Origin of the sequence: Pseudoalteromonas 'SMAR' (genome assembly GCF_048515945.1) — a bacterium.
GTDB lineage: Bacteria > Pseudomonadota > Gammaproteobacteria > Enterobacterales > Alteromonadaceae > Pseudoalteromonas.
This window is the reverse complement of the sequence record NZ_JBLWMW010000037.1, coordinates 1-26,480: the sequence shown is the minus strand read 5'-3', so window position 1 is coordinate 26,480 and position 26,480 is coordinate 1. Positions and strand designations below refer to the sequence as shown.

General features: G+C 46.8%; 24 protein-coding genes. 15 read left to right on the top strand and 9 right to left on the bottom strand.

Annotated elements, in window-relative coordinates; all coding sequences use genetic code 11:
* The first annotated feature begins 38 nt into the window (after window positions 1–38).
* The 6 genes from ACNKW2_RS14775 (at window position 39) to ACNKW2_RS14750 (ending at window position 3,228) form a co-directional block, all read left to right on the top strand.
* Window positions 39–227: a hypothetical protein gene (locus ACNKW2_RS14775; RefSeq protein WP_419149239.1), complete on the top strand. Its 189-nt coding sequence runs from the start codon at window positions 39–41 to the stop codon at window positions 225–227.
* Complete coding sequence (locus tag ACNKW2_RS14770; protein WP_419149238.1) at window positions 175–1,287, top strand: AMP-binding protein; 1,113 nt, start codon at window positions 175–177, stop codon at window positions 1,285–1,287. The genes ACNKW2_RS14775 and ACNKW2_RS14770 overlap by 53 nt, the downstream gene beginning before the upstream one ends.
* A complete protein-coding gene (locus ACNKW2_RS14765; protein ID WP_419149237.1) occupies window positions 1,284–2,105 on the top strand; it encodes a siderophore-interacting protein in 822 nt (273 codons plus the stop codon). The genes ACNKW2_RS14770 and ACNKW2_RS14765 overlap by 4 nt, the downstream gene beginning before the upstream one ends.
* A complete protein-coding gene (locus ACNKW2_RS14760; protein ID WP_419149236.1) occupies window positions 2,080–2,310 on the top strand; it encodes a hypothetical protein in 231 nt (76 codons plus the stop codon). The genes ACNKW2_RS14765 and ACNKW2_RS14760 overlap by 26 nt, the downstream gene beginning before the upstream one ends.
* 135 nt (window positions 2,311–2,445) lie before the next feature.
* Window positions 2,446–2,745 carry an amidohydrolase family protein gene (locus tag ACNKW2_RS14755; RefSeq protein ID WP_419149235.1) on the top strand — a complete coding sequence of 100 codons (300 nt, stop codon included), beginning with the start codon at window positions 2,446–2,448 and terminating at the stop codon, window positions 2,743–2,745.
* Window positions 2,746–2,751: 6 nt separating this feature from the next.
* Window positions 2,752–3,228 carry an amidohydrolase family protein gene (locus ACNKW2_RS14750; protein ID WP_419149234.1) on the top strand — a complete coding sequence of 159 codons (477 nt, stop codon included), beginning with the start codon at window positions 2,752–2,754 and terminating at the stop codon, window positions 3,226–3,228.
* A 41-nt stretch (window positions 3,229–3,269) separates the two neighbouring features.
* Here the strand turns inward: ACNKW2_RS14750 and ACNKW2_RS14745 are convergent, their stop codons facing one another.
* Entirely contained in the window at window positions 3,270–4,235 is a 966-nt protein-coding gene (locus tag ACNKW2_RS14745; RefSeq protein ID WP_419149233.1) for an AraC family transcriptional regulator, read from the bottom strand.
* Window positions 4,236–4,368: 133 nt separating this feature from the next.
* Here ACNKW2_RS14745 and ACNKW2_RS14740 point away from each other — a divergent pair, with 133 nt between their 5' ends.
* Window positions 4,369–6,513: a TonB-dependent receptor domain-containing protein gene (locus ACNKW2_RS14740; RefSeq protein WP_419149232.1), complete on the top strand. Its 2,145-nt coding sequence runs from the start codon at window positions 4,369–4,371 to the stop codon at window positions 6,511–6,513.
* A gap of 48 nt (window positions 6,514–6,561) precedes the next feature.
* Here ACNKW2_RS14740 and ACNKW2_RS14735 read toward each other — a convergent pair whose 3' ends face one another.
* Window positions 6,562–7,776 (bottom strand): isochorismate synthase, encoded by a 1,215-nt coding sequence (locus ACNKW2_RS14735; RefSeq protein WP_419149231.1) that lies wholly within the window; start codon window positions 7,774–7,776, stop codon window positions 6,562–6,564.
* A 175-nt stretch (window positions 7,777–7,951) separates the two neighbouring features.
* Between ACNKW2_RS14735 and ACNKW2_RS14730 the strand changes: the two genes are divergently transcribed.
* From ACNKW2_RS14730 to ACNKW2_RS14700, 7 genes are all read left to right on the top strand, one after another.
* Window positions 7,952–8,632, top strand: coding sequence for a DNA-3-methyladenine glycosylase I (locus ACNKW2_RS14730; RefSeq protein ID WP_419149230.1), 681 nt, complete (start codon window positions 7,952–7,954; stop codon window positions 8,630–8,632).
* Window positions 8,633–8,667: 35 nt separating this feature from the next.
* The gene (locus ACNKW2_RS14725; protein ID WP_419149229.1) at window positions 8,668–10,089 is read left to right on the top strand and encodes a protein adenylyltransferase SelO; all 1,422 of its coding nucleotides are present in this window, start codon (window positions 8,668–8,670) and stop codon (window positions 10,087–10,089) included.
* Entirely contained in the window at window positions 10,090–11,871 is a 1,782-nt protein-coding gene (locus ACNKW2_RS14720; RefSeq protein WP_419149228.1) for an ABC transporter ATP-binding protein, read from the top strand.
* A 146-nt stretch (window positions 11,872–12,017) separates the two neighbouring features.
* Window positions 12,018–13,067: an OmpA family protein gene (locus ACNKW2_RS14715; RefSeq protein ID WP_419149254.1), complete on the top strand. Its 1,050-nt coding sequence runs from the start codon at window positions 12,018–12,020 to the stop codon at window positions 13,065–13,067.
* A gap of 323 nt (window positions 13,068–13,390) precedes the next feature.
* Complete coding sequence (gene acnB, locus ACNKW2_RS14710) at window positions 13,391–15,988, top strand: bifunctional aconitate hydratase 2/2-methylisocitrate dehydratase (protein WP_419149227.1); 2,598 nt, start codon at window positions 13,391–13,393, stop codon at window positions 15,986–15,988.
* A gap of 233 nt (window positions 15,989–16,221) precedes the next feature.
* Window positions 16,222–16,854: a 2OG-Fe dioxygenase family protein gene (locus ACNKW2_RS14705; protein ID WP_419149226.1), complete on the top strand. Its 633-nt coding sequence runs from the start codon at window positions 16,222–16,224 to the stop codon at window positions 16,852–16,854.
* A 9-nt stretch (window positions 16,855–16,863) separates the two neighbouring features.
* Entirely contained in the window at window positions 16,864–18,099 is a 1,236-nt protein-coding gene (locus tag ACNKW2_RS14700; RefSeq protein ID WP_419149225.1) for a cysteine desulfurase-like protein, read from the top strand.
* 253 nt (window positions 18,100–18,352) lie between these two features.
* On the opposite strand, the gene ACNKW2_RS14695 is transcribed toward ACNKW2_RS14700, so the two are convergent.
* The 5 genes from ACNKW2_RS14695 to glnA form a co-directional block, all read right to left on the bottom strand.
* The gene (locus ACNKW2_RS14695; protein ID WP_419149224.1) at window positions 18,353–18,811 is read right to left on the bottom strand and encodes a cyclic nucleotide-binding domain-containing protein; all 459 of its coding nucleotides are present in this window, start codon (window positions 18,809–18,811) and stop codon (window positions 18,353–18,355) included.
* A gap of 22 nt (window positions 18,812–18,833) precedes the next feature.
* Window positions 18,834–20,231, bottom strand: coding sequence for a nitrogen regulation protein NR(I) (ntrC, locus tag ACNKW2_RS14690; protein WP_419149223.1), 1,398 nt, complete (start codon window positions 20,229–20,231; stop codon window positions 18,834–18,836).
* A complete protein-coding gene (glnL, locus tag ACNKW2_RS14685) occupies window positions 20,228–21,310 on the bottom strand; it encodes a nitrogen regulation protein NR(II) (protein ID WP_419149222.1) in 1,083 nt (360 codons plus the stop codon). The genes ntrC and glnL overlap by 4 nt, the downstream gene beginning before the upstream one ends.
* A 131-nt stretch (window positions 21,311–21,441) precedes the next feature.
* Window positions 21,442–21,969 carry a DUF4124 domain-containing protein gene (locus tag ACNKW2_RS14680; protein ID WP_419149221.1) on the bottom strand — a complete coding sequence of 176 codons (528 nt, stop codon included), beginning with the start codon at window positions 21,967–21,969 and terminating at the stop codon, window positions 21,442–21,444.
* Between the two features lie 239 nt (window positions 21,970–22,208).
* A complete protein-coding gene (gene glnA, locus ACNKW2_RS14675; RefSeq protein ID WP_419149220.1) occupies window positions 22,209–23,615 on the bottom strand; it encodes a glutamate--ammonia ligase in 1,407 nt (468 codons plus the stop codon).
* Between the two features lie 781 nt (window positions 23,616–24,396).
* Here glnA and ACNKW2_RS14670 point away from each other — a divergent pair.
* Window positions 24,397–25,605 (top strand): tyrosine-type recombinase/integrase, encoded by a 1,209-nt coding sequence (locus ACNKW2_RS14670; RefSeq protein ID WP_419149219.1) that lies wholly within the window; start codon window positions 24,397–24,399, stop codon window positions 25,603–25,605.
* A 4-nt stretch (window positions 25,606–25,609) separates the two neighbouring features.
* On the opposite strand, the gene ACNKW2_RS14665 is transcribed toward ACNKW2_RS14670, so the two are convergent.
* Together ACNKW2_RS14665 and ACNKW2_RS14660 are read right to left on the bottom strand one after the other, a co-directional pair.
* A complete protein-coding gene (locus ACNKW2_RS14665; RefSeq protein WP_419149218.1) occupies window positions 25,610–25,810 on the bottom strand; it encodes a hypothetical protein in 201 nt (66 codons plus the stop codon).
* Window positions 25,811–25,813: 3 nt separating this feature from the next.
* On the bottom strand, window positions 25,814–26,197 hold the full coding sequence (locus ACNKW2_RS14660; protein ID WP_419149217.1) for a hypothetical protein: 384 nt from the start codon (window positions 26,195–26,197) through the stop codon (window positions 25,814–25,816).
* Window positions 26,198–26,480: the final 283 nt, after the last annotated feature.

Sequence of the window (26,480 nt, the reverse complement as noted above, 5' to 3'; positions counted from 1 at the left end):
ATTTTTAATGAAATATGTAACATCTAAGGTTTGAAATAATGTTAAATAGTTGTTTATCTTGGCCTGATGGCGAGGCAGAACAATATCGGCGTTTGGGGTATTGGTGGGATCAGGAGCTGATACAAATTTTAGAGCGTCAAGTGCAAACCAACCCCCATGGTATTGCCGTGCTCGATGGCGATATCAGTAAAAGCTATCTCGAACTCGAAAAAGAAGCCACTATTTAAAAATGCACAGTTTTATACTGAGCTACAACAGCAATCGACTAAGTTGCAGCATGTCTATTTACGCGGCCAGCAGGACTGGGCGGAGGATTTTACCACCCAGCTTCATGCGTCTGCCTGCTTTAATCACTTTGAGTCGTTGCCACTCAGGAAACACAATGCTGAAAATACGACATTTTCTCAGTTATCGGGCGGCAGTACTGGCACCCCTAAGCTGATCCCCCGTAGCCATAATGATTACAATTATAGCATTCGCCAGAGCGCCTCTGTGTGTCAATGGAATAACCAAACTCGGTACTTATGTGCTTTGCCGGCGGCGCATAACTTTCCTTTGAGCTCACCAGGAGCTCTGGGTGTTTTTTATGCAGGTGGTACCCTAGTTTGTGCGCCGGACCCTTCCCCTAGCAGTTGCTTTCCTTTGATCCAGCGTCACTGCGTGACTTGGACGGCATTGGTACCGCCAGCGGTAAACCTATGGCTCGATGCCAAAGCGAACAGTCACTATGACTTAAGCACATTACAAGTGGTGCAAGTGGGCGGCGCTAAGCTGAGTGCGACACTGGCGGCAAAGCTTGAAGATGAGTTTGGGGTGTTGTTGCAGCAGGTGTTTGGCATGGCTGAAGGGCTAGTGAATTACACGCGCTTAGACGATGACTCATGGCATCGACACCACACCCAAGGCTTGCCCATGAGCGACGCCGATCAAGTGCGCATTGTTGATGACCATAATCAACCAGTGGAGCCGGGACTGCTCACCACCAAAGGGCCTTATACCTTCCGCGGTTATTTTAACGCTGCGGCTCATAACTTAGCCGCGTTTACTGAGTCTGGCTTTTACTGTAGCGGCGATATTGTTAAGCAAACGCAGCCGCTGGTGGCAAATAATCAGCGCTTTGTCAGTGCCAGTAGAGCGTTTGCTATTAAGTTACTGATATTCCGTAGCGGCGATCTTAGTCAGTATTTAGCCTTTGCTTTTCGCATGGGGTTACTCGACCCCAGTCAGCATCCGCAGGTGGTGCAAAAACTCAAGCAAAACCATTTACTTCATGAGGAGGCATTATGACCATTCGCCAGCTTGTTAAACCTTCAGGGCCTAGGCGCGTTTACTGTTTTGCTAAGCGCTATATTACTCCGCGGCTACTGCGGATCACGGTATCTGGAGATAAGTTGTTGGGCTTTCCCAGTGACAGTGCCGGCGCGCACATTAAGTTGTTTTTTGCTAACTGTCAAAGCGGCAACTTACAGCTGCCAACTCGCGATGAACAGGGCAAAATTCACTGGCCAGAAGATAAACCCGTCACACGCGCCTACACAGTGCGCGCCTATCGCACGGAACAAAATGAATTGGATATCGACTTTGTGGTTCACGGCGATAGCAGCCCGGCGTCAGGTTGGGCGGTCAATGCCGAAATAGGCGCTGAACTCGGTGTGGCAGGCCCCGGCGGGCCCAACCCCTTGTTAGCTGCGGCAGATTGGCAACTGTTAGCCAGTGACTTAACTGCGGTGCCTGCAATCAGTGCGTTATTGCAGCAAATGTCAGACGCGCAACACGCTGAAGTGTTTATCGAAGTCGATAGCTTAGATGATCGCCATGAGCTTGCCCACCCCTGCAATGTCACTGTTCACTGGCTTACTCGCATACACGGCGACCATCAACAGTTGGCTCGGGCTTTGGCCACGGCTAAACCGCCAGCCACGGCAACCTCGGTGAGTGTCTTTGTTGCCGGTGAAAACAGTGCTGTGCTGGCGTGTCGCAAGCAGCTCATTGGTGATTTTGGACTAACAAAAAAGCGGCTCTATGCCATTCCTTACTGGCGTCGTGGGCAAGACGAAGAGCGCTATCATGATCAGCGCCATGAAATTATGGATGAGGTGTACTAATGACCGAGACCCGCAAGCCCACGTTAAGTTGGCCATTCCGTTTTTGGCGGAAATGGCCAAGCGTGGAATGCTATTGCGTTGCGAAGTGAACTTTATTTGTGGTGCCCACACCGAGGCGCACATTACGCAAACAATCTCTGCCGTAAAAGCATCGTTAATGGCAATGAAAGCAGCTGGACTGTTCGATAACCAGGAAGCAGCCTAATGGCTTACAGTTGTTTTCAGCCGCAGCGCTTTGCCAATTTAGCACAAGCGAGCGCCACCACAGCCTTTGGAAGTAGAGGATTGGCTTGCTCTAATTGAAACTTGGGAAGGGCATAGCTCTGGGCTGGTGGGCGCTATGCCTTTAGTAATCGGAGCTTTTGGCAGCTCGGATAAACAGCTGGCGGCACTGGCAAGCATTGCCATGCAGTATCAAGTGCCTTATGCCACTCACTTAGCGCCGCTTAAACATGAGCGCAGCGAAGTCGAGCGGGTGTTTGGGTTGTCACCAATCGCCCGCTTTGATGCCATGGGGCTGCTGACGGATAAGCTGTTGGCCGTTCATACTGCCTATGCCTGTGAGCAAGAGTGTCAACGCTTATTGCAAACCAGCGTTAATATTTGTCACTCACCGCCCCACTACAGCATGTTAGGTTAGGCAACGGTGAGTGAAACTGGACAAATCGGGCGCTTTCTCAAAGACGGAGTGTGGGGATCGAGTAGCACCGATGGCGATATTTCTTTTATTGGTGGCATGTGCGAAGCCATGCGCGGTGCCCATTTAGGTCATAATGAAGCGCAAAATTGCAATACCGCTTGCCCACCAACCTTGGCGCTGAAAACGGCTTCTTTGTATGGCGCCAAAGCTCTGGGTTGGGAGCATCAAATAGGCTCCATTGTGGTGGGTAAACAAGCCGATTTGGTGCTCATCAATAATGATGACTACCGTTATAAGCTTTTTGCGCATCCGTTGCGCACTTTTATTGTCACCGGCACTAGCCACGATGTTGATAGTGTGATGGTAGCCGGAGATTGGGTGGTAAGAGAGGGTCGCAGTACCCGGTTTGATGAAGCTGAGCTGTACCAAGGTTACCTCAAGGCGGTGGCCAGTGCACGTCAGCGCATCGGGAGGCCAGCATGAGTCAAACGCGTTTAGCCATCTGGTTTTTGCTGTTAGCAGAGCTAAGTTAAGTTGTTCTCATGCCGGTGCATAGCCACAAACTGCACCGGTGTGATGCCAAACTGCTTTTTGAATGCACTACTGAAATTACCGATATGATGGTAACCGGCAAGGTAGGCAGCTTCCCCCACAGACAACCCCTCTATTAGCAATGCATGTCTTGCCCGGTTTAATTTATGCTGCTGTAAATAGCGCTTAGGAGTGGTATTAAATTGCTGACGAAAAAAGCGTTGTAGGCTACTTAGGCTCATGGCCAGCTCCGCAGCAATGTCTTCAAGTGGGGTATCTGAGGTCAAAAGATCCATGATCCGGCTCTTCTTATGCTCAATGTTTGTGTTGGGTGGCAAGCGGTAATGAGCATGTTGGGTGGGTTTTTTTTGCATCAATTCTGGTAGGAATTTTGCCAACCACTTGGTTGCTAGGCTTTCAGAATGTAACCGCGTCAGCATATCTGCTTGGCTTGGGGCGTTAAGCAGTTGTTGGGTAAGAAGTAGTACCTCCTCATCAAGGGCAAGTTCAGTCACTCGAGTGCTGTTGAATAATGCAAACTGTGCCGCTGTCATACGCTTTTTTAGATAATCATGACAAACACTTAAAGTGACCTTTTTGACTTCTTGATGCTGATGTAGGTAGCGACTAAAAGGTTGCGGCTGGGCAATGATATTGGCAAATGCTAGGGGCTGTGTTTGGGCATGGAACTGGTAATATTTTTCGCCCACTCGAAAGGCCACACTGCCAGCGAGTAATACAGTAATGTTGAGGCTAGGTGGCAGTTGGCAAGATTGGCTTAACTGTTGCTGTTCAACACAGTGGCAAATATGCAGCTGCAGCTCATCAGTGAGAGGTATAAATGATAGCCTGCCAGAGACAACAGCTTGCTCTTGAGCGCCGCCGCCATGACGACAACAGGTCCCGGTTCGCACCAGGAGGTGCTCGCTTAACTGGGTGCTGGTGATGTTTCCTTCCATGTACTGCGCCATTATTTTTTAAATCGCATAACTGATTGACGATTTTGCATAACTAATATTTATAAAGCAATAAAAGCAAAGGTGTACAATATTGAGAGTGATTCTTATTAACATCAAAGTTTAAGGGACAAATATGTTGGTTTCTCGCACTAAACACAGCGCTTTTCGCCTTTCCACTCTCGCTTTAGCCGTAGCTGGGGCGACAGCAATGCCGGTTATGGCCAATGCTGAAGCAGAAGAAAAAATAGAACGAATTCAGGTTTGGTCAACGGCAGTAAAAACCTCGGCATTGTATTTACAAGAGCAAGAGATTGCTGATAAGCAGGCCGATCATGTCTCGGACTTGCTGCGTTCTATTCCTGGGATTGATGTTGGCGGTGCCCACTCGTTAAACCAACGTATCACCATTCGTAGCATGGACGACAAGGACCTAAAAATTTCCATTGATGGCGCAGCACAGAATACCTACATGTACCATCATATGGGCAACTTGCAGATCCACGCCGATATTTTAAAATCAGTCGACATAGAAACCGGTACTAACTCTGTGATCAATGGTGGCCTGGGTGGTGCGGTGCGCTTTGAAACCAAACAAGCGCGCGAATTATTAACAGGCGATGAGCAGTTTGCCATGCGTTTATCTGCCGGCGCCGCTGATAATGCCGGGCACAACTACTCTGTTACTGGCTTTGGTCTATTAAGCGATGACGTCGACTTTCTTGCCTATTTTAATCACGTCGAGCGAGACAACTACGAAGTCGGTGGGGGAGAAATCTTAGACCAAAATGGTGATGTTTTTCCTGGTACCGATGGCGAAGTGAAAGGGTTAGAAGGGGAAGTAAACGATGCGCTGATAAAGTTTGGTTGGAATATTGATGCTAATCAACGCATTGCGCTTAGTTATGAAGCCTATGAAGATGAAGGGAATTATAGCTATCGCCCAGATATGGGATTGGCAACAGATATGACGATCACCAATAATCTACAGATCCCTTTGCTTTGGCCAACCGAGTTTACCCGTGACACCATTACCCTGAGCTACGATCTTAATTGGGGAGAAAGTTCGTCACTAAAAGCTAACCTATACAGCAACACCAGTGAGTTATATCGTGATGAGTCTGGTTGGGCTGAGTCACCAATTCCGCGCTTTCAAGGGTATGCTGGCAAGGTAACTGGCGAGGCAAAAAACAGTGGCTTTAACCTATTGGCAGAAACCTTTGCCTCAGCCATGCTGGCTAATGAGGAGCACACCTTTACCTATGGTATGGATTACATCAAGCATGACACTGAGTATGAGCTAATGATTGCCGCTGGTGGCGCCAAACAATCTACAGAAACGGCCAAGAATCTAGCCTTCTTTGTACAAGATAAAATCGAGTTTGATAATGGTTTATCGTTTACCCCTGGTGTGCGCCACGATAGCTATGATATTGATTCTGGCACGGTCGATAATGACTATTCTGAGTTGTCTTTGTCATTGGCTGCACAATACCAAATCAGTGAAAGTCTACTGGTGAAGTTAAGCTCGACTGAGCTATTTAAAGGCCCTGAAATCAGTGAAGTGTTTGTTGGTGCTGGCTTGGGTGATACACAAAACCCTGACATTGAGGCTGAAACCGGTGTAAATACTGAGCTTGCTATCGCTTATGAAGGAAGCCTTGCTGTAGATAAGACGTTGCGCCTAGGTGTAACGGTATTTAATACTAACATTGATAACTATATTTTTGATAATGCGGCGCTTCCAGGTGGTGGTCCTCGCGATACCTGGAAAGACAATGTTGGCGACATGAAAGTGCAGGGCTTTGAAGCCTACGCTGGTTTTAGTGTCGATGCCTTTTCACTGCAGTTAAGTTACTCCAACTCAGAAAGTGATTTGCATGCATTTACTCAATATGCTTCCTTAGATGGCGCAAGGCTTGAGCGGGAACAAGGAGATACCCTAGCTGCAGACTTTAGCTACCAATTGCAGCAATATGACTTAGCGCTAAATTGGGACTTTATGGTAGTGGATGACGTTGCACAAGCGCCTGATCTGTATGGTGCTGATTTGGATAATAGCAAAGACGGTTTTACGGTTCATAACATTAGCGCACATTGGCAGCCGCAAAGCATATCAGGCCTGCATGTACGTTTCGGGATTGATAATGTCTTCGATGAGTTTTACGCATCGCAATCGTCAAAGAATGGGGTTTCGTTCCACCCAGTGTTTGGTGAGCTGTTCCTAATGGACTATGAGCCAGGGCGTAATATTAAAGCCAGTATTTCGTATCAGTTTTAATTAAGCTAAAAACATAAGCCCAGCACTGTTGCTGGGCTTTTTGCTTGGTTACGAGGCCACTAATTGCTGTTTGCCGAGTCGCTGATAGGCCTGTTTTGCCTCTAAAGCGTTTAACATGGTGGCAAGCTTGGCTTCGGTTTCGAGCCACTCTGAACGTGGATCGGAAGCGGCGACAATACCGGCACCGGCAAACAATCTGGCCCGGTGAGCCATGATTTCGGCGCTGCGGATCACCACCACCCATTCGCCATTGCCGTGCTTATCACACCAGCCGATAATCCCGGAGAAGAAGTCACGGCTGCACCCTTCTAGGCTACGTACCCAAGGGTAAGCCTCTGCGGTGGGCTTACCACACAATGCTGGGGTGGGGTGTAAGCGATTTGCCAGTGATAAAATATGGGTATTGGGGTCACTAAGTTGCCCTTGTACCTCAGTGGAAAGATGCCACATGGTTGCGGTGCTTAATAACGACGGCGTGCTTGGGATCGTCAGCTGCTGACACCAAGGCGATAATACCCCCGCCATTTCCGCCAGCACTACGGCATGCTCGTAGCGGTCTTTTTTCGAGTGCATTAATGCCTGTTTTGTTTGTGCCTCGGTGGCGGCACATTGGCTGCGCTTAGCGGAGCCCGCTAAAGGATTACTGAGGATTTTGCCACCGTGTTTGCGGAGCAATAATTCGGGGCTGACTCCCATTAGCACCGCGCCACTTTGGGTTGGAAAAGAAAAGTGATAGCCGCTGGTACTTTGGCTTAATAAATTGGCCAACACCGGCTCCGGTGAAATGGCCGTATCAAAGCTGAGATCAACCTGTTTGCCGAGCACCAGTTTGTCTAATTGTTGCTGAGAAAACAGGCGTTTGGCTTTAGTTACCGCGGCTTCATAGTCACGTTGCGGCTGTCGATAGTGGGCGCTGTGTAACTGAGGTAAGGGCCTTGTGCGGCTGCCGTGAGCGCCATTTACATGGTCATAAAGCGCTGACTTATCATAACGCTGTGTTGCCTCAGAGATAATAAATTCGGCCTGTTGCGACTTACAAAATGGCAGTACGCCAAAGGCCATTGCGTTGCTGCTATGTGGGCGCAGTGCTTGTTCAACCTTGGCGACCAATTTTTGGTGACAAGCTATGGGGACGCGAAAGCGGTGCACAATAGGTTCGGTAACGTAACAGTGGTCAGCAGAGACAAATACCGCTTGATGCTTTGATCGAAAGCCAGCTCGAGCCGTATTGACAGCTTCGGATAAAATGGTTTGATTGAACATAGAATTCCTCATTTCCAGCGCGTACGCAGTGTCGTTGTTCAGTTGACGAAATGAGAATGTAAATATTTAGTGATAAAACCAGTGGCGAACCAGTAGAGGCGCTGTCACAGTCTTTACTAACAAGCTGTTGGCAGATGCGTTACCCTATAGTGAAACGATAAAATAGAAATAACTGATGCAGCAATTTGACAGCATTTACCAGCGCGCAGTCGCACGAAAAGGTTCGGCAGCGGCGCTTGAGAACAAAATTAGCCAGCCATTGTCAGTAGTACAGTTAAAACAATATTCCGACGATCAGTGGCTGGAGGAGTTTACTCGCAAAATATTTCAAAGTGGCTTTTACTGGTCGGTAGTGAACAGTAAATGGGATGGCTTTCGCGAGGTGTTTTGGCAGTTTTCAGTAGAAAAGCTACTGATGATGTCACCTGAGATGTATGAGCAGCGCAGCCAAGATGAGCGCATTATTCGCAATGCTAAGAAAGTGCAAACCATAGCGCAAAATTGCCAGATGATTTTTGAGGTGCAGCAACAGCATGGCCGCTTTAGCGATTTTATTGCTCAGTGGCCGGAGGATGATATTGTTGGGTTATGGCTTTACCTGAAAAAGCATGGCGCACGGTTAGGTGGTAACACTGGGCCTTATGCTCTCAGAGCAATGGGCAAAGACACTTTTTTGTTGAGTCGTGACGTTGAGACAGTGCTGCGAGCAGAAGAGGTTATTGATGGTGGCTTACAAAGCAAAAAATCCTTATATGCCGCGCAGCGGTGGTTTAATCAAATGAAAGAGCACAGTGGTTTGTCCTATCAAGCATTAAGCCAAATCGTTGCCATGAGCGTAGGTGATAATCTGCGTTAAGGTAACACCTAGAAGTAATCGATATTGAGGTCTTTATGGCATTTATTCAGCCTTATCAAGGCACTTTGCTGCTGTTTTCAGAGCAGCCAGCGCGTTTTAATGAGCCAGAGTTGCTGTTACAAAATGAGGTGCTTACCGAGCAACTCGGGTTGCACGGCATGAATCACAGCGAGCTTGCTGCGCTGTTAAGTGGGCAAACACGACTGGGTGAGGTTGCTCCCAGCAGCTTGGCCTACAGCGGTCATCAATTTGGCCAATTTAATCCGTTACTCGGTGATGGTAGGGCGCATTTAATTGGCGCGGTAAAGCTTGACGATGGCCAGCAGTATGACTTGCATTTAAAAGGCTCTGGCGCGACGCGCTTTTCTCGCGGTGGCGATGGTTTTTGTGCCCTAGGCCCAGCGGTTCGCGAGTTCATTATGAGTCAGGCAATGGTGGGGCTGTCGGTGCCGACCACCCAGTGTCTGTCGGTGGTCTCCACAGGACACAGTGTCTATCGCCAAGGCGACAAGCCAGGGGCCGTAGTGTGCCGTGTGGCACAGAGCCATATTCGTATTGGCACCTTGCAATACTTAGCCTCTCAGCAAGACACTAGCGCCATGTGGTCGTTATTGGCGCAGCAAGGTGAGCAATTATTTTCAGGTCTTGCGGTCAAAACCGAAGCCGATGTGTTGGAATTGTTCCGCGAAGTGTGTGAGCAATTGGTGGACCTAGTGGTTGAGTGGATGCGAGTGGGCTTTATCCATGGGGTTATGAATACCGATAATATTTTGCTCAGCGCTGAAACCATCGATTATGGCCCCTGTGCCATGATGGAGGAGTTTGACTTTAATACTGTGTATAGCTCTATTGACCGTCAAGGTCGCTATGCTTATGGTAATCAGCCGAACATCATGAACTGGAATTGCGCCCGATTAGCCGAAGCTTTGCTGGTGTTATTTGCTGACGAAAAAGACGCCATTGCATCATTTAGCCAGATCTTATCTGAGGTAGCGGATTCGTTTAACCGTAAATACAAAGACATGTGGGCTGCTAAACTTGGTGTTGAGCAGTGGAATGAAGACGCGGATGTGTTGTTAGCCGATTTGTTTAGCCTGATGACCGAGCACCAACTTGATTTTACCAACACCTTTGCGGCGCTCACCAATGGCTTGTTGGCGCAGCCAAATACCCAGTTATCGATTTCCAGCGCCTTACATTCTTGGTGCCAACGCTGGCAACAACTCCGCGCTGAGCAAGACGCGGCAGTGCGGCTAATGGCGCAAGCAAACCCGATTTTAATCCCTCGCAATGCCATTGTAGAGCAGCATATTGCCCAGTTTGAGCAAACTGGACAAAGCGCGGAATTAGAATCCTGGCTCAGTGCGCTTGCTACGCCATATGACTATAAAAACTATCCCGAAGCTTGGCTTAAGGCCAGCACTCCAGAACATTATAAAACTTTTTGTGGAACCTAAATGGCAACACCGACACACCTGTCGTGGCAGGAAATCAAGCGTAATGTACTTGCGCATAAGCGACCTTTAGTTATTGCACACATCATTGCCTTATTTGCAGCGCTAGTCAGCGTACCTATTCCACTGATGATGCCGCTACTGGTCGATGAGGTGCTGCTCGACAAACCTGGCGCTGCGGTGGCATGGATGAACTCGATGTTGCCAGCACACTGGCATGGTCCGACGGCCTATATTGTGGTTATCTTGATTGCAGTGATCTGTATGCGCTTAGCGACATTAGTGTTAGGCGTGCTGCAATCACGACAATTTACCATCATAGGCAAGGACATTAGCTACCAAATTCGTGAACGCTTACTGCATCACTTGCCGCGAGTGCAATTAAAAGAATATGAAACACAAGGCGCTGCCGCCATTAGTTCACGCTGCATTACCGATGTCGAAACTCTAGACAAGTTTATTAGCCAAACGCTATCGCGGTTTTTAATTGGTATTCTGACCATTATTGGCACCGCCGCTATTTTGCTTTGGATTGATTGGGTATTGGGCTTAGTCATTCTGTTGTTAAACCCCGCTGTTATTTACTTTTCTCGGCAATTTGGCAAACACGTCAAAGAGCTGAAAAAAGAAGAAAACGCTGCTTTTGAAGCGCTGCAAACCTCACTGGTCGAAACCCTAGATGCTATTTCTCAGTTGAAAGCGGTGCGCCGTGAAGGCAGTTACTTTGAACATGTAAAAACCACCGCGAAAGATCTCAAACATTTTGCTGTGCAGTCGCAGTGGAAAACCGACGCCGTCAACCGCTTGAGCTTTACCGTTTTCTTAGTTGGCTTTGAGTTTTTCCGCGCGGTGGCGATGTTTATGGTGGTGTTCTCGGATTTAACCGTAGGCCAGATCTTTGCGGTGTTTGGTTATTTATGGTTCATGATGGGCCCGGTGCAAGAAATATTGGGCATACAATACGCTTACTATGGCGCCACAGCGGCTTTGGGAAGACTCAATCAGGTGTTTGGTTTTGCCACTGAGTCACAATACCCAGCCAAGCAGCCAGTATTTCAGGCAGAGCAAGTTGATATTCGCTTTGAGCGGATTAACTTTGCCTATGTGCCAGAGCAGCCGGTACTTAAAGACGTGTCTTTGCATGTGCCGGCAGGAAAAAAGGTGGCCTTGGTGGCGGTCTCCGGAGGGGGGAAGTCGACCTTAGTGCAATTGCTGTTGGGCCTATACGAAAAGCACAGTGGTGATATTTACATTAACGACACCGCAGTTGAGCAGATTGGTTATGATGCGGTGCGGGAAAATATCGTCACGGTATTACAGCAACCGATTTTGTTTAATACCAGCGTCAGAGAAAACTTGGCCATGGGTCGGGCGGTTGATGATGCCGTGCTATGGCGAGCGTTGGAAGTGGCTGAGCTGGCCGATACTATTGCCGCGCTCAGCGAACAGCTTGATGCCCAAGTGGGGCGCAATGGCATTAAGCTATCGGGCGGGCAAAAGCAGCGCCTAGCCATTGCCAGAATGGTGGTCGCGGATCCTAAAGTGGTGGTGCTTGATGAGGCTACCTCGGCATTGGACATTGAAACTGAGGCGAAAATACATCGCAATCTGCATGACTTCTTAGAAAATCGCACCACCTTGATCATTGCTCATCGTCTGAGCGCGATTAAACAAGCCGACCTCATCTATGTGCTGGACGATGGTGAAGTGTCCCAATATGGCGAGCATCAAGAGTTACTTCAGCAGCAAGGCTTGTATCAAATACTGTTTGGCCATCAAAATTAATGGTTTTTTTATGATTTCCCTTTGTAACGTTAAGTAAAGATTAATCGACCAACTAATATTATTGTTGCAAGGTAATCGGTCGGCGCATTTTCTGGTAAACTAACGACCATACTCAATGCGTCCACTAATAGAGATGGGAAGGAATGATGAAAATTAAAACTTTGAGCTTACTCGTTGCCATAGCAGCTGCTGCTAATGCAAACGCAAATACAACGGAGCCAACCGAGAGTGTTTACTTCGGTGTGTTTGGCGACTACTACAATGCCGATTGGAAAAATCACCGTGATATGGCGGGACTTGATATTGAAGATTCTACCGGCTGGGGTGCTGAACTAGGCTACCGCTTCAACCAATACTGGAGCGGTCGTGTTGAGTATGCTGATATGGACTTTGACCTTGCTGGTATCAGCAATGGTTCTATGGATGCCGAGCGCTATGGTATTGATGGTCTTTATCATTTTGATGGTGGCCCATTTTATGGTTTAGTCGGTATCAAAAAGATGAATCTAGATATTGTCGATGATAATACCTTTGCTAACGTCGGTGCTGGTGTACGCCATTACTTTACGGATCACCTTTTCGTTAATGCGGAAGCGGCGATTTATCAAGGTATGGAAGCAGGCTTTACCGACGTCGGTGGTAAAATTGGTTTGAACTACTCATTCGGCAGTGCTGGTAAAGCTGAAGCCGTGGCTCCGGCTCCTGCGCCTAGCGTTGCTGAAGCACCAAAAGACAGTGACAAAGACGGTGTAGTAGACAGCGAAGACCAATGCGCGAATACGCCAATGACCGATGCCGTCGATGCTTCAGGTTGTACGTTGTATGAGATGAAAGAAGACACTGTCAGCCTGTTAGTGCGTTTCCCACACGATGACGCGACGTTCTCACAACAATACGTTGATGACATCAATGCTGTGGCTAAATTCTTAAACGATCACAGCGATGCGGATGTGGTAATTGAGGGTCATGCTTCAGCGGTAGGTGATGCCGATTACAACCAGAAACTGTCTGAGCGTCGCGCGAAAAACGTGGCTGAAGAACTAGTGGAAATGGGCATTGATTCAATGCGTATTACGACAGTTGGCTACGGTGAAGAGCGCTTGAAAAACCCTGCCAATACTTTAGAAGCTCACGCAGAAAACCGTCGTGTTGAAGCGCATGTGACGGCGAAAGAAAAAGTAAAAGTGAAACGCTAAATGGTGTTTTAACTGAGCTCGCGATTATTAGCGAGCAACCAAAAGGCTCCTGCGGGAGCCTTTTTTTATCGTCGCATTGGGAACAGGGTAGAAATGATTCTCGTTTGACTATTATTCATCTAAATAGGCTTGTGTTAGTATGCTTATTCATTGTATTTATAGTGAGTATAAGGCGAGGTATCGCATGCAAGATTTTCATCTATACTCAAAGACCTTATAATTGTTGATTATAAATTATGGTCAAGGAAATGATTTTGTCGCTCGTATAGCGAGTACGACAAGAGCGTTTGCTTGTCTGTCCACGTCACCAAGAGGGCAATATTGTGCTTCAAGAATATCGTAAACACGTAGAAGAGCGTGCCGCGCAAGGTATCGTGCCTAAGCCACTAGACGCGCAGCAAACCGCAGATCTAATTGAATTATTAAAAACACCACCGGCAGGCGAAGAAGAGTTCATCGTTGATCTATTTATCAACCGTGTACCGCCAGGTGTTGATGATGCCGCTTACGTTAAAGCAGGCTTCCTTGCAGCCATCACCAAAGGTGAAGCTGAATCGCCATTGATTTCTAAAGAATACGCCGCTGAACTACTTGGCACTATGCTTGGTGGTTACAACATCGCGCCTATGGTTGATCTACTAGACGACGATGCGCTAGCACCAATCGCAGTGAAAGGCTTATCTCATACCCTACTTATGTTTGATGCTTTCTACGACGTAGAAGAGAAAGCGAAAGCGGGTAACAAATACGCAAAAGAAATCATCGAGTCTTGGGCAAAAGCGGAGTGGTTCTTAGAAAAACCAGCGGTTGCAGAAAAAATTTCTGTGACTGTATTCAAGGTAACTGGTGAAACCAACACCGATGACCTGTCTCCTGCACCAGATGCTTGGTCACGTCCAGATATCCCACTGCACGCACTGGCTATGTTGAAAAACGAGCGTGACGGCATTAACCCTGATAAACCAGGCGAAGTGGGCCCAATTGCGCAACTTGAAGAATTAAACAGTAAAGGTCTGCCGTTGGCATACGTGGGTGACGTTGTAGGTACGGGTTCTTCTCGTAAATCAGCGACTAACTCTGTGCTTTGGTTCATGGGTCAAGATATCCCATACGTTCCAAACAAGCGCGTTGGTGGTGTTTGCCTAGGCGGCAAGATTGCTCCAATCTTCTTCAACACCATGGAAGATTCTGGTGCCTTACCTATCGAGCTAAATGTTGATGACCTAAACATGGGTGACCAAATTGACATTTACCCATACGAAGGTGTGGTTAAGCGTCACGGCACCGATGAAGTGATTTCAACATTCTCACTTAAATCAGATGTTATCCTAGACGAAGTGCGTGCTGGTGGCCGTATTCCACTGATCATTGGTCGTGGTCTAACTGACAAAGCACGTGAATCATTGGGCATGGAAAAAGAAGACATTTTCCGTAAGCCTAAGCTGATCAAAGATTCTGGTAAAGGCTTCACTTTAGCTCAGAAGATGGTTGGTAAAGCATGTAACATGGACGGTGTTCGTCCAGGTCAATACTGTGAACCAACAATGACGACGGTCGGTTCTCAGGATACCACCGGTCCAATGACTCGTGATGAGCTGAAAGACCTTGCATGTCTTGGTTTCTCTGCTGACCTAACTATGCAGTCATTCTGTCACACTTCAGCTTATCCTAAGCCAGTAGATGTGAATACTCACCACACATTACCAGACTTCATCATGAACCGTGGCGGTGTATCACTGCGTCCAGGTGACGGTGTTATCCACTCATGGCTAAACCGTATGTTACTTCCTGATACGGTTGGTACCGGCGGTGACTCGCATACGCGTTTCCCATTAGGTATTTCATTCCCAGCGGGTTCTGGTGCGGTAGCATTCGCAGCGGCAACAGGCGTTATGCCACTGGATATGCCGGAATCAATTTTGGTTCGCTTTAAAGGTGAAATGCAACCTGGTATCACATTACGTGACCTAGTACATGCGATCCCTTACTACGCAATCCAGCAAGGCCTATTGACGGTTGAGAAGAAAGGTAAGATCAACGAATTCTCTGGTCGTATCCTTGAAATCGAAGGTGTTGAGCACCTAACTGTTGAGCAAGCGTTCGAACTATCAGATGCATCTGCAGAGCGTAGTGCTGCTGGTTGTACTGTTAAGCTTTCACAAGAGTCTATCGAAGAGTACCTAAACTCTAACATCGTGATGTTGAAGTGGATGATCTCTGAAGGCTACGGTGATGTACGTACTATTGAGCGTCGTATTACTAAGATGGAAGAATGGTTAGCAAACCCTGAACTAATGACGGCAGATGCTGACGCAGAATACGCGCACACCATTGAGATTGACCTTGCTGAAATCAAAGAGCCAATTCTTTGTGCACCAAATGACCCTGATGACGCGCGTTTACTATCTGACGTGACAGGCGAGAAAATCGATGAAGTATTCATCGGTTCTTGTATGACTAACATTGGTCACTTCCGTGCCGCAGGTAAACTACTGGATAACTATGGCGGTCGCTTACCGACGCAGCTATGGGTAGCACCACCAACTAAGATGGACCGTGATCAGTTAACTGATGAAGGTTACTATGGCATTTACGGCCGTGTTGGTGCGCGTATCGAAACTCCTGGATGTTCACTTTGTATGGGTAACCAAGCACGTGTTGCAGACAAGGCAACAGTGGTATCGACCTCTACACGTAACTTCCCGAACCGTTTAGGTACCGGTGCGAACGTATTCTTGGCTTCTGCTGAGCTTGCTGCAGTAGCGGCGATTATGGGTAAATTACCGACGCCAGCTGAATACCATGAGTACGCTGAGAAGATCAACGCAACGGCAGCAGATACCTACCGTTACTTGAACTTCCACAAAATGCCTCAGTACACGCAAAAGGCAGACACGGTAATTATCCAACAAGCGGTTTAATTACGTAACAATAGAAAAAAGCCAGCATATGCTGGCTTTTTTTATGCACATAAAACAGTCAACTTAAATGGTGTTGTCATTGTTTATTTTAAAAGTGGATAAATAAACTTCCAAGCTGAGTATATGTGGATTTTTATTGCATTTAAGGTGATAAATACTTAGTTTTTTAAACAGTAATTTTCTCTGGTTTTATTAGAATTGTCGCCAAATTCTCATCAATAGGCGAGAGGATCATGACTACAGTAAACAACCAGAATTTATTGCAACTTCGTTTTATCGGCCAGTCTCACATTGACGCGGTAAAACCTTTCTTTAATCAACTTCCTGATAATCCTTATGCGGATGGCGCGTTCAGAAAACGTCGCTACTCAGTGATCAAATTTGTTGATGGTGAAGTATCACTGCAACCAACCAAGGCCTTTGTTCAAGACGACTCGATTAATACCTTCCAAGGCAACGTTGAGCGTGTTTATGAAAACCTTGAAACAGAAATGCTAAATACCGCTGGCTTTAAGCACTTACTTAGCGAGTTTAAAGCCATGACAGGGATCGCTGATGACACCAATATCGAAGTGCACCAGTTCCGTATGCTGGCCATTGAAAGCGATACGCCTCCAGCACCTGAAGGCGTTCACCAAGATGGTTTTGACCACGTTTGCGTATGTGGTGTTTCTCACGAAAATATCGCGGGCGGTGAGCTGCTAGTGTATGAACACCAAGAAGCCGAACCTTGCTTTAAAATGGAAATTAAAGACGGTTTATTTGCGCTAGTGAACGACCGTGAAGTGTGGCACAACGCCACGCCAATGAATAAGCTAGATGGCAATCAAGAAGGCTACCTAGATTGCTTCGTATTTACAGCCTAAGAGGGTAGTATGGACTTAAACCAATTGCGTCGTCAGTTTCCTGCCTTAATGCAAAGTGTTAATGGCAGTGCGCCTATTTTTCTCGATGGTCCAGGTGGCTCGCAAGTGCCACAATCAGTACTCAGCGCTATGTCAGCGTATTTGGGGTATTTTAACTCGAACTTAGGCGGTGCGTTTTTCTCTAGTGATAAAACCGTGAGCTTAATGCATGAGGCAAGACAAGCGGTTGCCGACTTACTCAATGCCCCAAGTGCCGAGCAAATCGTTTTTGGTGCCAACATGACCAGCTTAACTTTTAGCTTTAGTCGGGCACTGTCTCGTGATTGGCAAGCCAATGATGAAATCATTGTGACCAATGCCGATCACTTCTCCAATGTCTCATCGTGGCGTCAAGCGGCTGAAGACAAAGGCGCAACAGTACATGCAGTCAAAATCAACGAGAGCGATTGTACCTTAGACTTAGAGCATTTTGAGTCGTTATTGAATGCCAACACCAAGCTGGTTGCGGTAACGTACGCTTCTAATACCACAGGTTCAATCAACGACATTAAACGTATTGTTGAACGTGCGCACCAAGTTGGTGCATTAGTCTATGTCGATGCTGTCCACTATGCACCTCATGAGCATATCGACGTGCAAGCGTTGAACTGCGACTTTTTAGCCTGTTCAGCCTACAAGTTTTTTGGTCCTCATGTCGGGATTGTGTATGGTAAACGCGAGCACCTAGAAGGGTTTACTCCTTACAAGGTTGAGCCTGCGAAAGATATTATTCCAGGCCGCTGGGAAACTGGTACGCAAAGCTTTGAAGGCTTGGCTGGCGTGGTAGCGGCAATCGACTATATTGCTTCACTGAGTGGCATGACGGCCGATACACCGCGTCGTGAGAAACTGGTGGAAGCGTTTGCGCGTTCTAAAGCCCATGAAATGCAGTTAAGTAAACACTTCTTGACGCGTTTAGCTGAGTTTAAACAAATTCGTTTATTCGGTATCGACTCACTAGAAAGGCTCGAGCAGCGAACACCGACTTTCGCGCTGACATTTGATGGCATCGAACCGCGCAAAGTGTCGGAGTTTTTAGGTGCGAAGCACATGTGTGTTTGGGATGGTAACTTCTACGCTCAAGGGTTATGTGAACAACTGGGCGTGATGGATAAAGGCGGTGTGGTACGCATTGGTTGCATGCACTACAACACCATCGAAGAGCTTGATAGGCTTTTTGCAGCGTTTACTGAATTACTCAGTTAAGTTGTACACGCTCAAATTTGACCTGACAGTTACCCATTTTTCAAGCGGTGACTGTCAGCTTTGATTTGGGCTAATCTCTTTGCTACTTTTTTTGTTCGCTAGTTATAAAGAGAAGTCTGACAGTAATTATATTGAAAGTACTGCAGGCAAGATAATTTCTTGGATTGGCTTATTTTATATTGTTATGAGTATAATTGCTTACATCGTAATTAAACTCTTACTAAGCGCATGATAGTTCGCTCAGGCTAAAGAGTTAACTATGCGCTTCAACAAACTCATTAAGCTTGGCAATACGTAAGCTCATTCCCTCAATTAACTTATCTTTAATTTTCTCACGAATGACATTGGGCAATCTGGTTAAAGCATCTGGGGTGATGGCCAGAATAATGCTGTCCTTGACTGCGCGCGCACTGGTGCTGCGTTCACGGTTGCTAATAAAGGCCCCTTCACCCAAAAACTCTCCTGGACCTACGCGGCCGAGATCGTGATCGTTATCCTGCTTCAAAATTAAAAACTCGCCACTGAGGACAATATATAAACGATTGTCTTTTTCAAAGCGCTTGAAGGCGTGCCGGTCTTTTTGTACTAGATATAAATGACTAAAAGATTCCAGCAATACTTGTCGTTCTGACAGCGTAAAATCATGAAAAAACGAGAGTCGATTTATGATCTCTAACTGTTTAAACAAGGGGACACTTTCTAATAACTTCATAAACGCTTTGGGTCGATTAATCTTAATCCTGAATATTGCGTTCTTTTAGCTTGCGCGTCAATGTATTGCGACCCCAACCAATTTTTAATGCCGCGTCTTGTTTATGGCCATGACAAGCTGACAGTGCCGATTGTATTAAGCGGGTTTCAAGTTGTGCTTGAACATCGGGCCAAATATGATCTTTGCCTTGGCGTAGCTCAGTGTCTAACCAAGACTGAAAAGCATCTAACCAGTCGCCTTGAATCGCATGACTCGCAGGCTCGGGCTTATCCAATTCTTCAGGAAGGTCTGCGGGTGTCACCAGCTCGCCGGGTGCCATGACAGTAAGCCAACGGCAGGTGTTTTCCAGTTGCCTAACATTACCAGGCCAGTGATAGGCCTGCATTTTTTGCAGCGCATGTTTGGAAATGATTTTTGGTTCTGCTTTAAGCTCTTTGGCACTTTTGGCCAAAAAGTGATCGCTCAGGGCGGCAATGTCTTCTGGTCGCTCTCGCAATGCTGGCAGTTTCAAGCGCACCACATTGAGGCGGTGGAACAAGTCTTCGCGAAATTTCCCTTGCTTAACTAGGGTTTCAAGATCTTGGTGGGTAGCAGCAACAATGCGAACATCCACTTTAACGCTGTGATGGCCACCAACACGATAAAATTCGCCATCGGCTAATACTCGTAATAGCCGAGTTTGCACATCTAAGGGCATATCACCAATTTCATCTAAAAACAGCGTGCCACCATCTGCTTGCTCGAAACGGCCGCGGCGCATGCTGTCGGCCCCAGTGAAAGCCCCTTTCTCGTGGCCAAACAGTTCTGACTCGACTAAATCTTTAGGAATGGCCGCCATATTGAGCGCTACAAAAGCGCCTTCTTTGCGTGGGCTATGGTTGTGCAGGGCACCGGCAACCAGCTCTTTACCTGTGCCCGATTCGCCGTTGATTAATACACTCATACTGGATGCTGACAGCTTGCCGATAGCACGGAACACCTCCTGCATGGCTGGGGCTTCACCAATAATATCTGGGCTGCTGGCTTTGCTAGTTTGGCGCTTTTGCTTTTTGCTTTGCTGTCCTGCGCGAAAGGCTCGCTGTACCAAGGAAACGGCTTCTTCCAGATCAAATGGTTTGGCCAAGTATTCAAAGGCGCCTTTTTTAAACGCATTAACTGCAGAGTCAAGATCAGAGTGGGCCGTCATGATGATCACTGGCAAATTAGGGTAGTGCGTGGCCAACTTTTCGAGCAGTGCCATGCCGTCGATGCCTGGCATGCGAACATCAGAGATCAACACGGAAGGTTGCTCATATTCCAGTGCGGTTAACACATCTTGGCCATTAGCAAAGCTTTCGGTGACAAATTCTGCGCGCTTTAAGGCTTTTTCTAGAACAAATCGAATCGAAGCATCATCATCGACTAACCAAACTGATTTCATTGCACGTTTCCTGTTTCAGTGTTGTCAAAAGGCAGGTAAATATTAAACTCGGTATGCCCTGGCCAACTATCGAACTCAATAAAGCCCTGATGCTGTTCAATCAGGGTTTGCGCGATAGAAAGGCCTAATCCAGAGCCGCCCTCCTTATTGGTGATCATCGGGAAGAATAAGGTTTCTTTTAGTTCTTCAGCAATGCCCGGACCATTATCACTGATGCGGATCAGTAACGCTTTTTTCAGTAGCCGCTCGGCATGGTGTAAGCGATGTTTGACCCGAGTGGTGATGGTGATGGTGCCATCGTGCTGCAGCGCTTGCTGAGCATTGCGGATAATATTTAACAACACCTGCTGTATTTTCGCCTGATCGATTACGATGGGCGGAATACTGGGATCGTAGTCTTTGATTAACGCTATCTCAGCGTCACGCTCCAAGGTGGTCAGTTTAATGACCGACTCCAATGCTTGGTGAATATTACAGGGTTCTTTTTGTGGTAGCTGATTCGGCCCCAGTAACCTGTCCACCAACTCACGCAATCTATCCGCTTGTTCAATGATCAAGGCTGCGCATTCTTCCCGCTCTTGTTGATCGGTTTCATACTGCAATAATTGCGCCGCTCCGCGTATTCCTCCGAGGGGATTTTTGACTTCATGTGCTAAGCCGCGAATTAAATTTCGTGATGCTTGAAATTGGTGCATTTGGTTGGATGCTTGGTCATAGCGTAGAGCGTCATCCACACGGCGGCATTCCAGTAAAATATAGGCAGCACCAGATAACATTAAACGCCTGGCATGCAGCCCTAAAGTGGCCACTCGATTATCGACAAACACCACGTCTACTCTGTGTTGCTGGCAATCGACGCCATCTTGTAAGACATACTTTGCCAGTCGTTCTAAATCAAACTGATGATGATTAAAAACACTGTCCATGGCCATACCACATAGGCGTTTAGTGCTTAAACCAAGCAGTTCACTGCTGCTGTAATTGGCAAAGCGAATCGTCATGCTGTCGTCCAGCACTAATATGGCTGTTGCCAGGGACTGCCATATTTTATCTAGTTCATTGAGGCTGTTTTGATCCATTTAAGGTCACCGTGCACCAATATGGTGCAATGAGCATAGCATATTAAACGCAGGATGCGATATGCCAGGCACTTTAATAGCAAAACATTAACCATTAATAAATCGTGCCAACTTGGGGGGGGAAAGTAATGTTAGTTGTTAATGCTGTTGCGATGTAGGAAAAACGTCACCGGTTCGCTTTGTGCTACCAATTGGCCCTTGTTGTTAAAGGCTTTTAACACCAAAGTGTGTTCACCACGGTATAGGTTTCGCAAGGCAAATTGCGTAGTGGTTTGTTTTGGCCCTGTGGCTTTACCATTAACAAATAATTGTACGCTCAAGCCTTGGCTAAAGCGTGGCTCTATCCTGCCTGCAACATGAACGCTGCCGCTATTATCACGAATAGTTTGTTCGTGTTCAGGAGTGGTAATAGTGGCTTGATATTGAATTGGATCGGCTTTGACCTTAGGGGTTAATACTTGCGTATCTACGCTTGGCATAGTTAGCGTATTGCGGTTGAGCTTCACTTCTTGAGCGCCTTTCTGGGCGATATCGGAATACACCCAATTACCGTTTTTATCCTTCCAACGGTAAACCTTTGGCTCTGCATCGGCGTAACTTGGCCAGCAAATGATTGTGCAAAGCGCACTAAAAACCAAGATGTGATACCACTGACGCACGCGCTTTCTCCCGAAAAAGTGAATACTCATACTTTAGTATATCAAATCAAAAATAGCGAGTTTAATCACGGGCTAAGAGTTCAATGTATTTAGCTAGGTTGTTGGTTATATTAAATAAAAAGCCCGCAACAGCGGGCTTGAGAACACATATGATTAAGAGTGCCAGAAACACATAACGAGTTCAGGCTCTACATGTGCGGTAAATAGTACCGCACAAAGTAGTGGGTATTACTCAGCGCTTATACGCTGTAGTACATTTCGAACTCAACAGGGTGAGTTGTCATGTTAAGTTTTTCCACTTCCTGAGACTTAAGTGCAATATATGCATCAATTAGGTCGTCAGTGAATACATCGCCTTGAGTTAAGAACTCACGATCGGCGTCCAGTGATGCCAATGCTTCGTCAAGCGACGCTGCCACGGTTGGGATTTCAGCGGCTTCTTCTGCTGGTAGGTCGTATAGATCCTTATCCATTGCATCGCCAGGGTGAATTTTGTTTTTGATACCGTCCAGGCCTGCCATTAGCATTGCTGAGAACGCTAGGTAAGGGTTTGCTGTTGGGTCAGGGAAACGAACTTCGATACGGCGCGCTTTTTCCGATGGTACCACTGGAATACGGATTGATGCTGAACGGTTACGAGCAGAGTATGCCAACATAACTGGTGCCTCAAAGCCAGGTACCAAACGCTTGTAAGAGTTAGTTGAAGCATTAGCAAAAGCATTGATTGCTTTAGCGTGCTTAATAATACCACCGATGTAGTACAGTGCTTCTTCAGAAAGACCGCCGTACTTGTCGCCAGCAAAGATATTTTTGCCATCTTTACCTAGTGATTGGTGGCAGTGCATGCCTGAGCCGTTATCGCCAACAACTGGTTTTGGCATGAAAGTAGCCGTTTTGCCGTACAGGTGCGCCATGTTATGGATAACGTACTTCATCTCTTGGATTTCGTCCGCTTTTAACACCATAGTATTGAAGCGTGTGGCAATTTCGTTCTGGCCAGCAGTAGCTACTTCGTGGTGGTGTGCTTCAACAACTTGACCCATTTCTTCCAGCACTAGGCAGGTTGCACTGCGCCAGTCTTGCGATGAGTCAACTGGAGCAACTGGGAAGTAACCGCCTTTAACACCTGGACGGTGACCGGTGTTGCCGCCTTCATAATCTTTGTCTGAGTTCCAGCAAGCTTCCTCTGAATCGATGCTGTACATTGAACCTGACATGTCTGTTTTATATTTTACGTCATCAAATAGGAAGAATTCTGGCTCTGGGCCGAATAGTACTGTGTCTGCAATACCTGTTGAGCGCATGTACTCTTCAGCGCGCTTTGCTACTGAACGAGGATCGCGTTCGTAGCCTTGGTGAGTGCTAGGCTCTACCACGTCACAACGAACAATAAGAGTGGTTTCTTCTGCGAATGGGTCTAGTTTTGCACTTTCTGCATCTGGCATAAGCACCATGTCTGACTCATTAATGCCTTTCCAGCCAGAAATCGATGAGCCATCAAACATTTTACCGTCTTCGAAGAAGTCTTCATCGGCTTGGTGATGAGGGATTGATACGTGTTGTTCTTTGCCTTTTGTATCTGTGAAACGTAAGTCGACAAATTTAACTTCGTTTTCTTTAATAAAATCTAAAACCGACTGTGACATGTGTCCTCCGACTCGTTGGGTTATTTTTTTGCTGCAATGTACTGCAATTGCTCACTATTAAGCGCAATTCATGCCAGTTTTGTAAGTGCATGAAATTAATTGCTTTTGATATTATGGCCAAGCTTAAAATGAAAGTTTTGCACTATATTGGTGCGTATTTGTTTCATTGTGGTGCGTAAAATTGGTGCAATGCCTTTCCTTGTCCATGATGTTGCTTTACCAGCAAAAATGCTTTGATTTAAATCTATACGACGAACGAAGGTTTATCAAAGTGAGTGACTACTTTTTACCACGCTATAGTGTAATAGTTATTTTCCCGCTATTTTTATGGCTAACTTGCTGACTGGGTAGGATAAAATGATGACTTCGGCCTAGAACAGGGAAAAATTCTTTGGATAAACTTTCATCTGTCACATTAATAGGGGATAATACGCGACCTTTAATTCTCAATCGGTATCCTCAACGCGCAATTTCGCGCGGATCGGCTAGGATCACTGAGGACCAACTTCACTGAGTAATAATATGAGCATCGAAAAGTTAAGAAATATAGCAATTATAGCGCACGTTGACAATTGCCTCTGAGACACCCCAAGACAACCTAAGTCATAAACCACAATAAAAACTATATAAATCAACTTATTATAAAAATCACCCAAGACAACCTTGTACTACCTCAGACGATCCAAGATAATAATATTATGTACATAAGTGTGCACAAAACTTCGTTCCCCCCATATTGAACGAATTTTCTTGTACACATTGCAATGATTGAGGATAGCGGGTGGCACTAACAGACACGTGGTTACGGTCGAACCACAAAAAGACTAGAGAAAAGCCAGAGGAAAGGGCCGACAGAGATGGGCTCTCCGTGAGGGTAAGTCCAAAGGGAAAAATTGTCTTCCAGGTACGATTTCGGTTTCGCGGTAAGGCAGCCAGAATCGACTTGGGCGCGTATCCTGGGATGTCCTTAAAACAGGCGAGGGAAGAGCTACACGACGTTAAAAGGCAGCTGGAGCAGGGAATAGACCCGCGCATCGCGAAGAAAGAAGAAAAGCTCCGGAATCAAGACCGCCAATCGCTGAGCGAGATATTCGAAGAATGGTTCGCACGGGAACGTGCGGGTAAAGTGACATCCGCAGAGCAAATTCGTCGCTCCTTTGAGATTCATGTCCTGCCTACTTTCGGCAGCTTCCCTCCAGAAACTATCACCCTTTCTGCCTGGATGGAGCTCCTAGAGGACCTGTCAGATGCTAGGCCAGCTATTACCAAAAGGCTGCTAGGAAACCTGAAGCGAATGCTCAAGTGGGCGGTCAAACGGGAGAAAATTGACCGCAATGTATTGGCAGACATTACGGCGTATGAAGATCTTGGCATTGAGTCGGGGACTCGCGGGAGAGCTTTGTCAGACGAGGACCTTCTGTACTTTTTTGACGCGATTCGAGGGAGCCGGATTGAGCGAAAGAACAAGTTATTTATGGTTCTTTGCCTATTCTACGGCTGTAGGAATGGTGAGCTTCGGAAAGCAGAGAAATCAGAATTTAACTTTGAAGAAGGGTACTGGGCAACGACCAATCACAAGAGGTATAAATATACCAAGCAACCGCTGTATCGCCCGATTACCAAGGGTATCGAGCCCTACATTAGAGAGCTAATGCTTTTAAGCAAGTCGAAGTTCCTGTTGGTAAATCGAGGTGAAGATACGCCAATGTCTGACAGTGCACAAATTTCCATTCCATATAACATCAGACAGTGGGTGCGGAAGAACACTGGTTATGAAATGGAACACTGGTCAACTCACGACCTGAGGAAAACAGCCAGGACCTACTTTTCAGCGGCGGCGACCGACACACTTGCTGATAAGATGATAGGTCATGCAGCTCCCGGTGAACGTGAAAAATATGATTTTCATCGGTATTTGGAAGAATCCAGCGCAGTGTATGATAAATGGTGGGAAAAGCTCTATAAAATAATGGGCAAGAAGCCTTTGTAATGGGTCAGGCAGCGTCTGCCTGACCGGCTACTTTTTCTTCCCAAGCGATAACATCATCGATGGCCCATAGGTTGCTAGAGCCACAGTGCGCGAAACGAGGGCGTGGAAAAGGGTTAATGTCGCGCTTTTGCCAACGGTGTAACGTTCGAGAGCAACAGCGAAATCGCTCGCAGAGATCTTTTGTTGACCAATAACCTTGGACCATAGCTCAGCTCCAAAACTTACTGTCTTTTATTGTCTTTGTAACGGCATCCATGTCCAAGTTGACCGGCTCTATGCGCTGGTTATATCGTTTTGTAGCACTGCGACCCAGTGCGGTGATAAACCATCCATTGGGAAAGCGCTCGATGCGGAACTGCGTGCTGTATGGCTTGCCGGTATAACTGTTGGGGAAATCCCTTCCGTGAACATCCACATCAAACTGTGCGCCCAACCAATTTTTTTTCGGCATAAGAGTCCGAAGCTTCTTCTCTATTTCTTCCAAAGCAACGGCCACATCCCTTGCACTAATTGTCCGAGCGGTGCTTTTTGAACCTTCAGCATCTTGAATCGCTGCTTCCAGTTTTTTCGTGTTGGTTACGCTGATCTTCATAAAATCACTCCTGCGTCATGAATGGAATTTCTTAGCACAGGAGAAATTATTTCAAATAAAGCCGACGAGGCGCGGGTGGCTATTTGCCCATTTGGGGTGCAAAGAGCCGGATGCTATAATAATTTTATGTAGCATTTGCAGGTTTGCTGGGAGTAATGGCGTGGCGAGGACATTAGAAGAGATTTTGGAAACCGAAAAGCCCGAGATTGTTGCGGCAGCACAGGCCGAGGCTGAAAGAATTCTTAAGGCAATAGAAGATGTCGAGGAGCGTGGCGGCGATCAG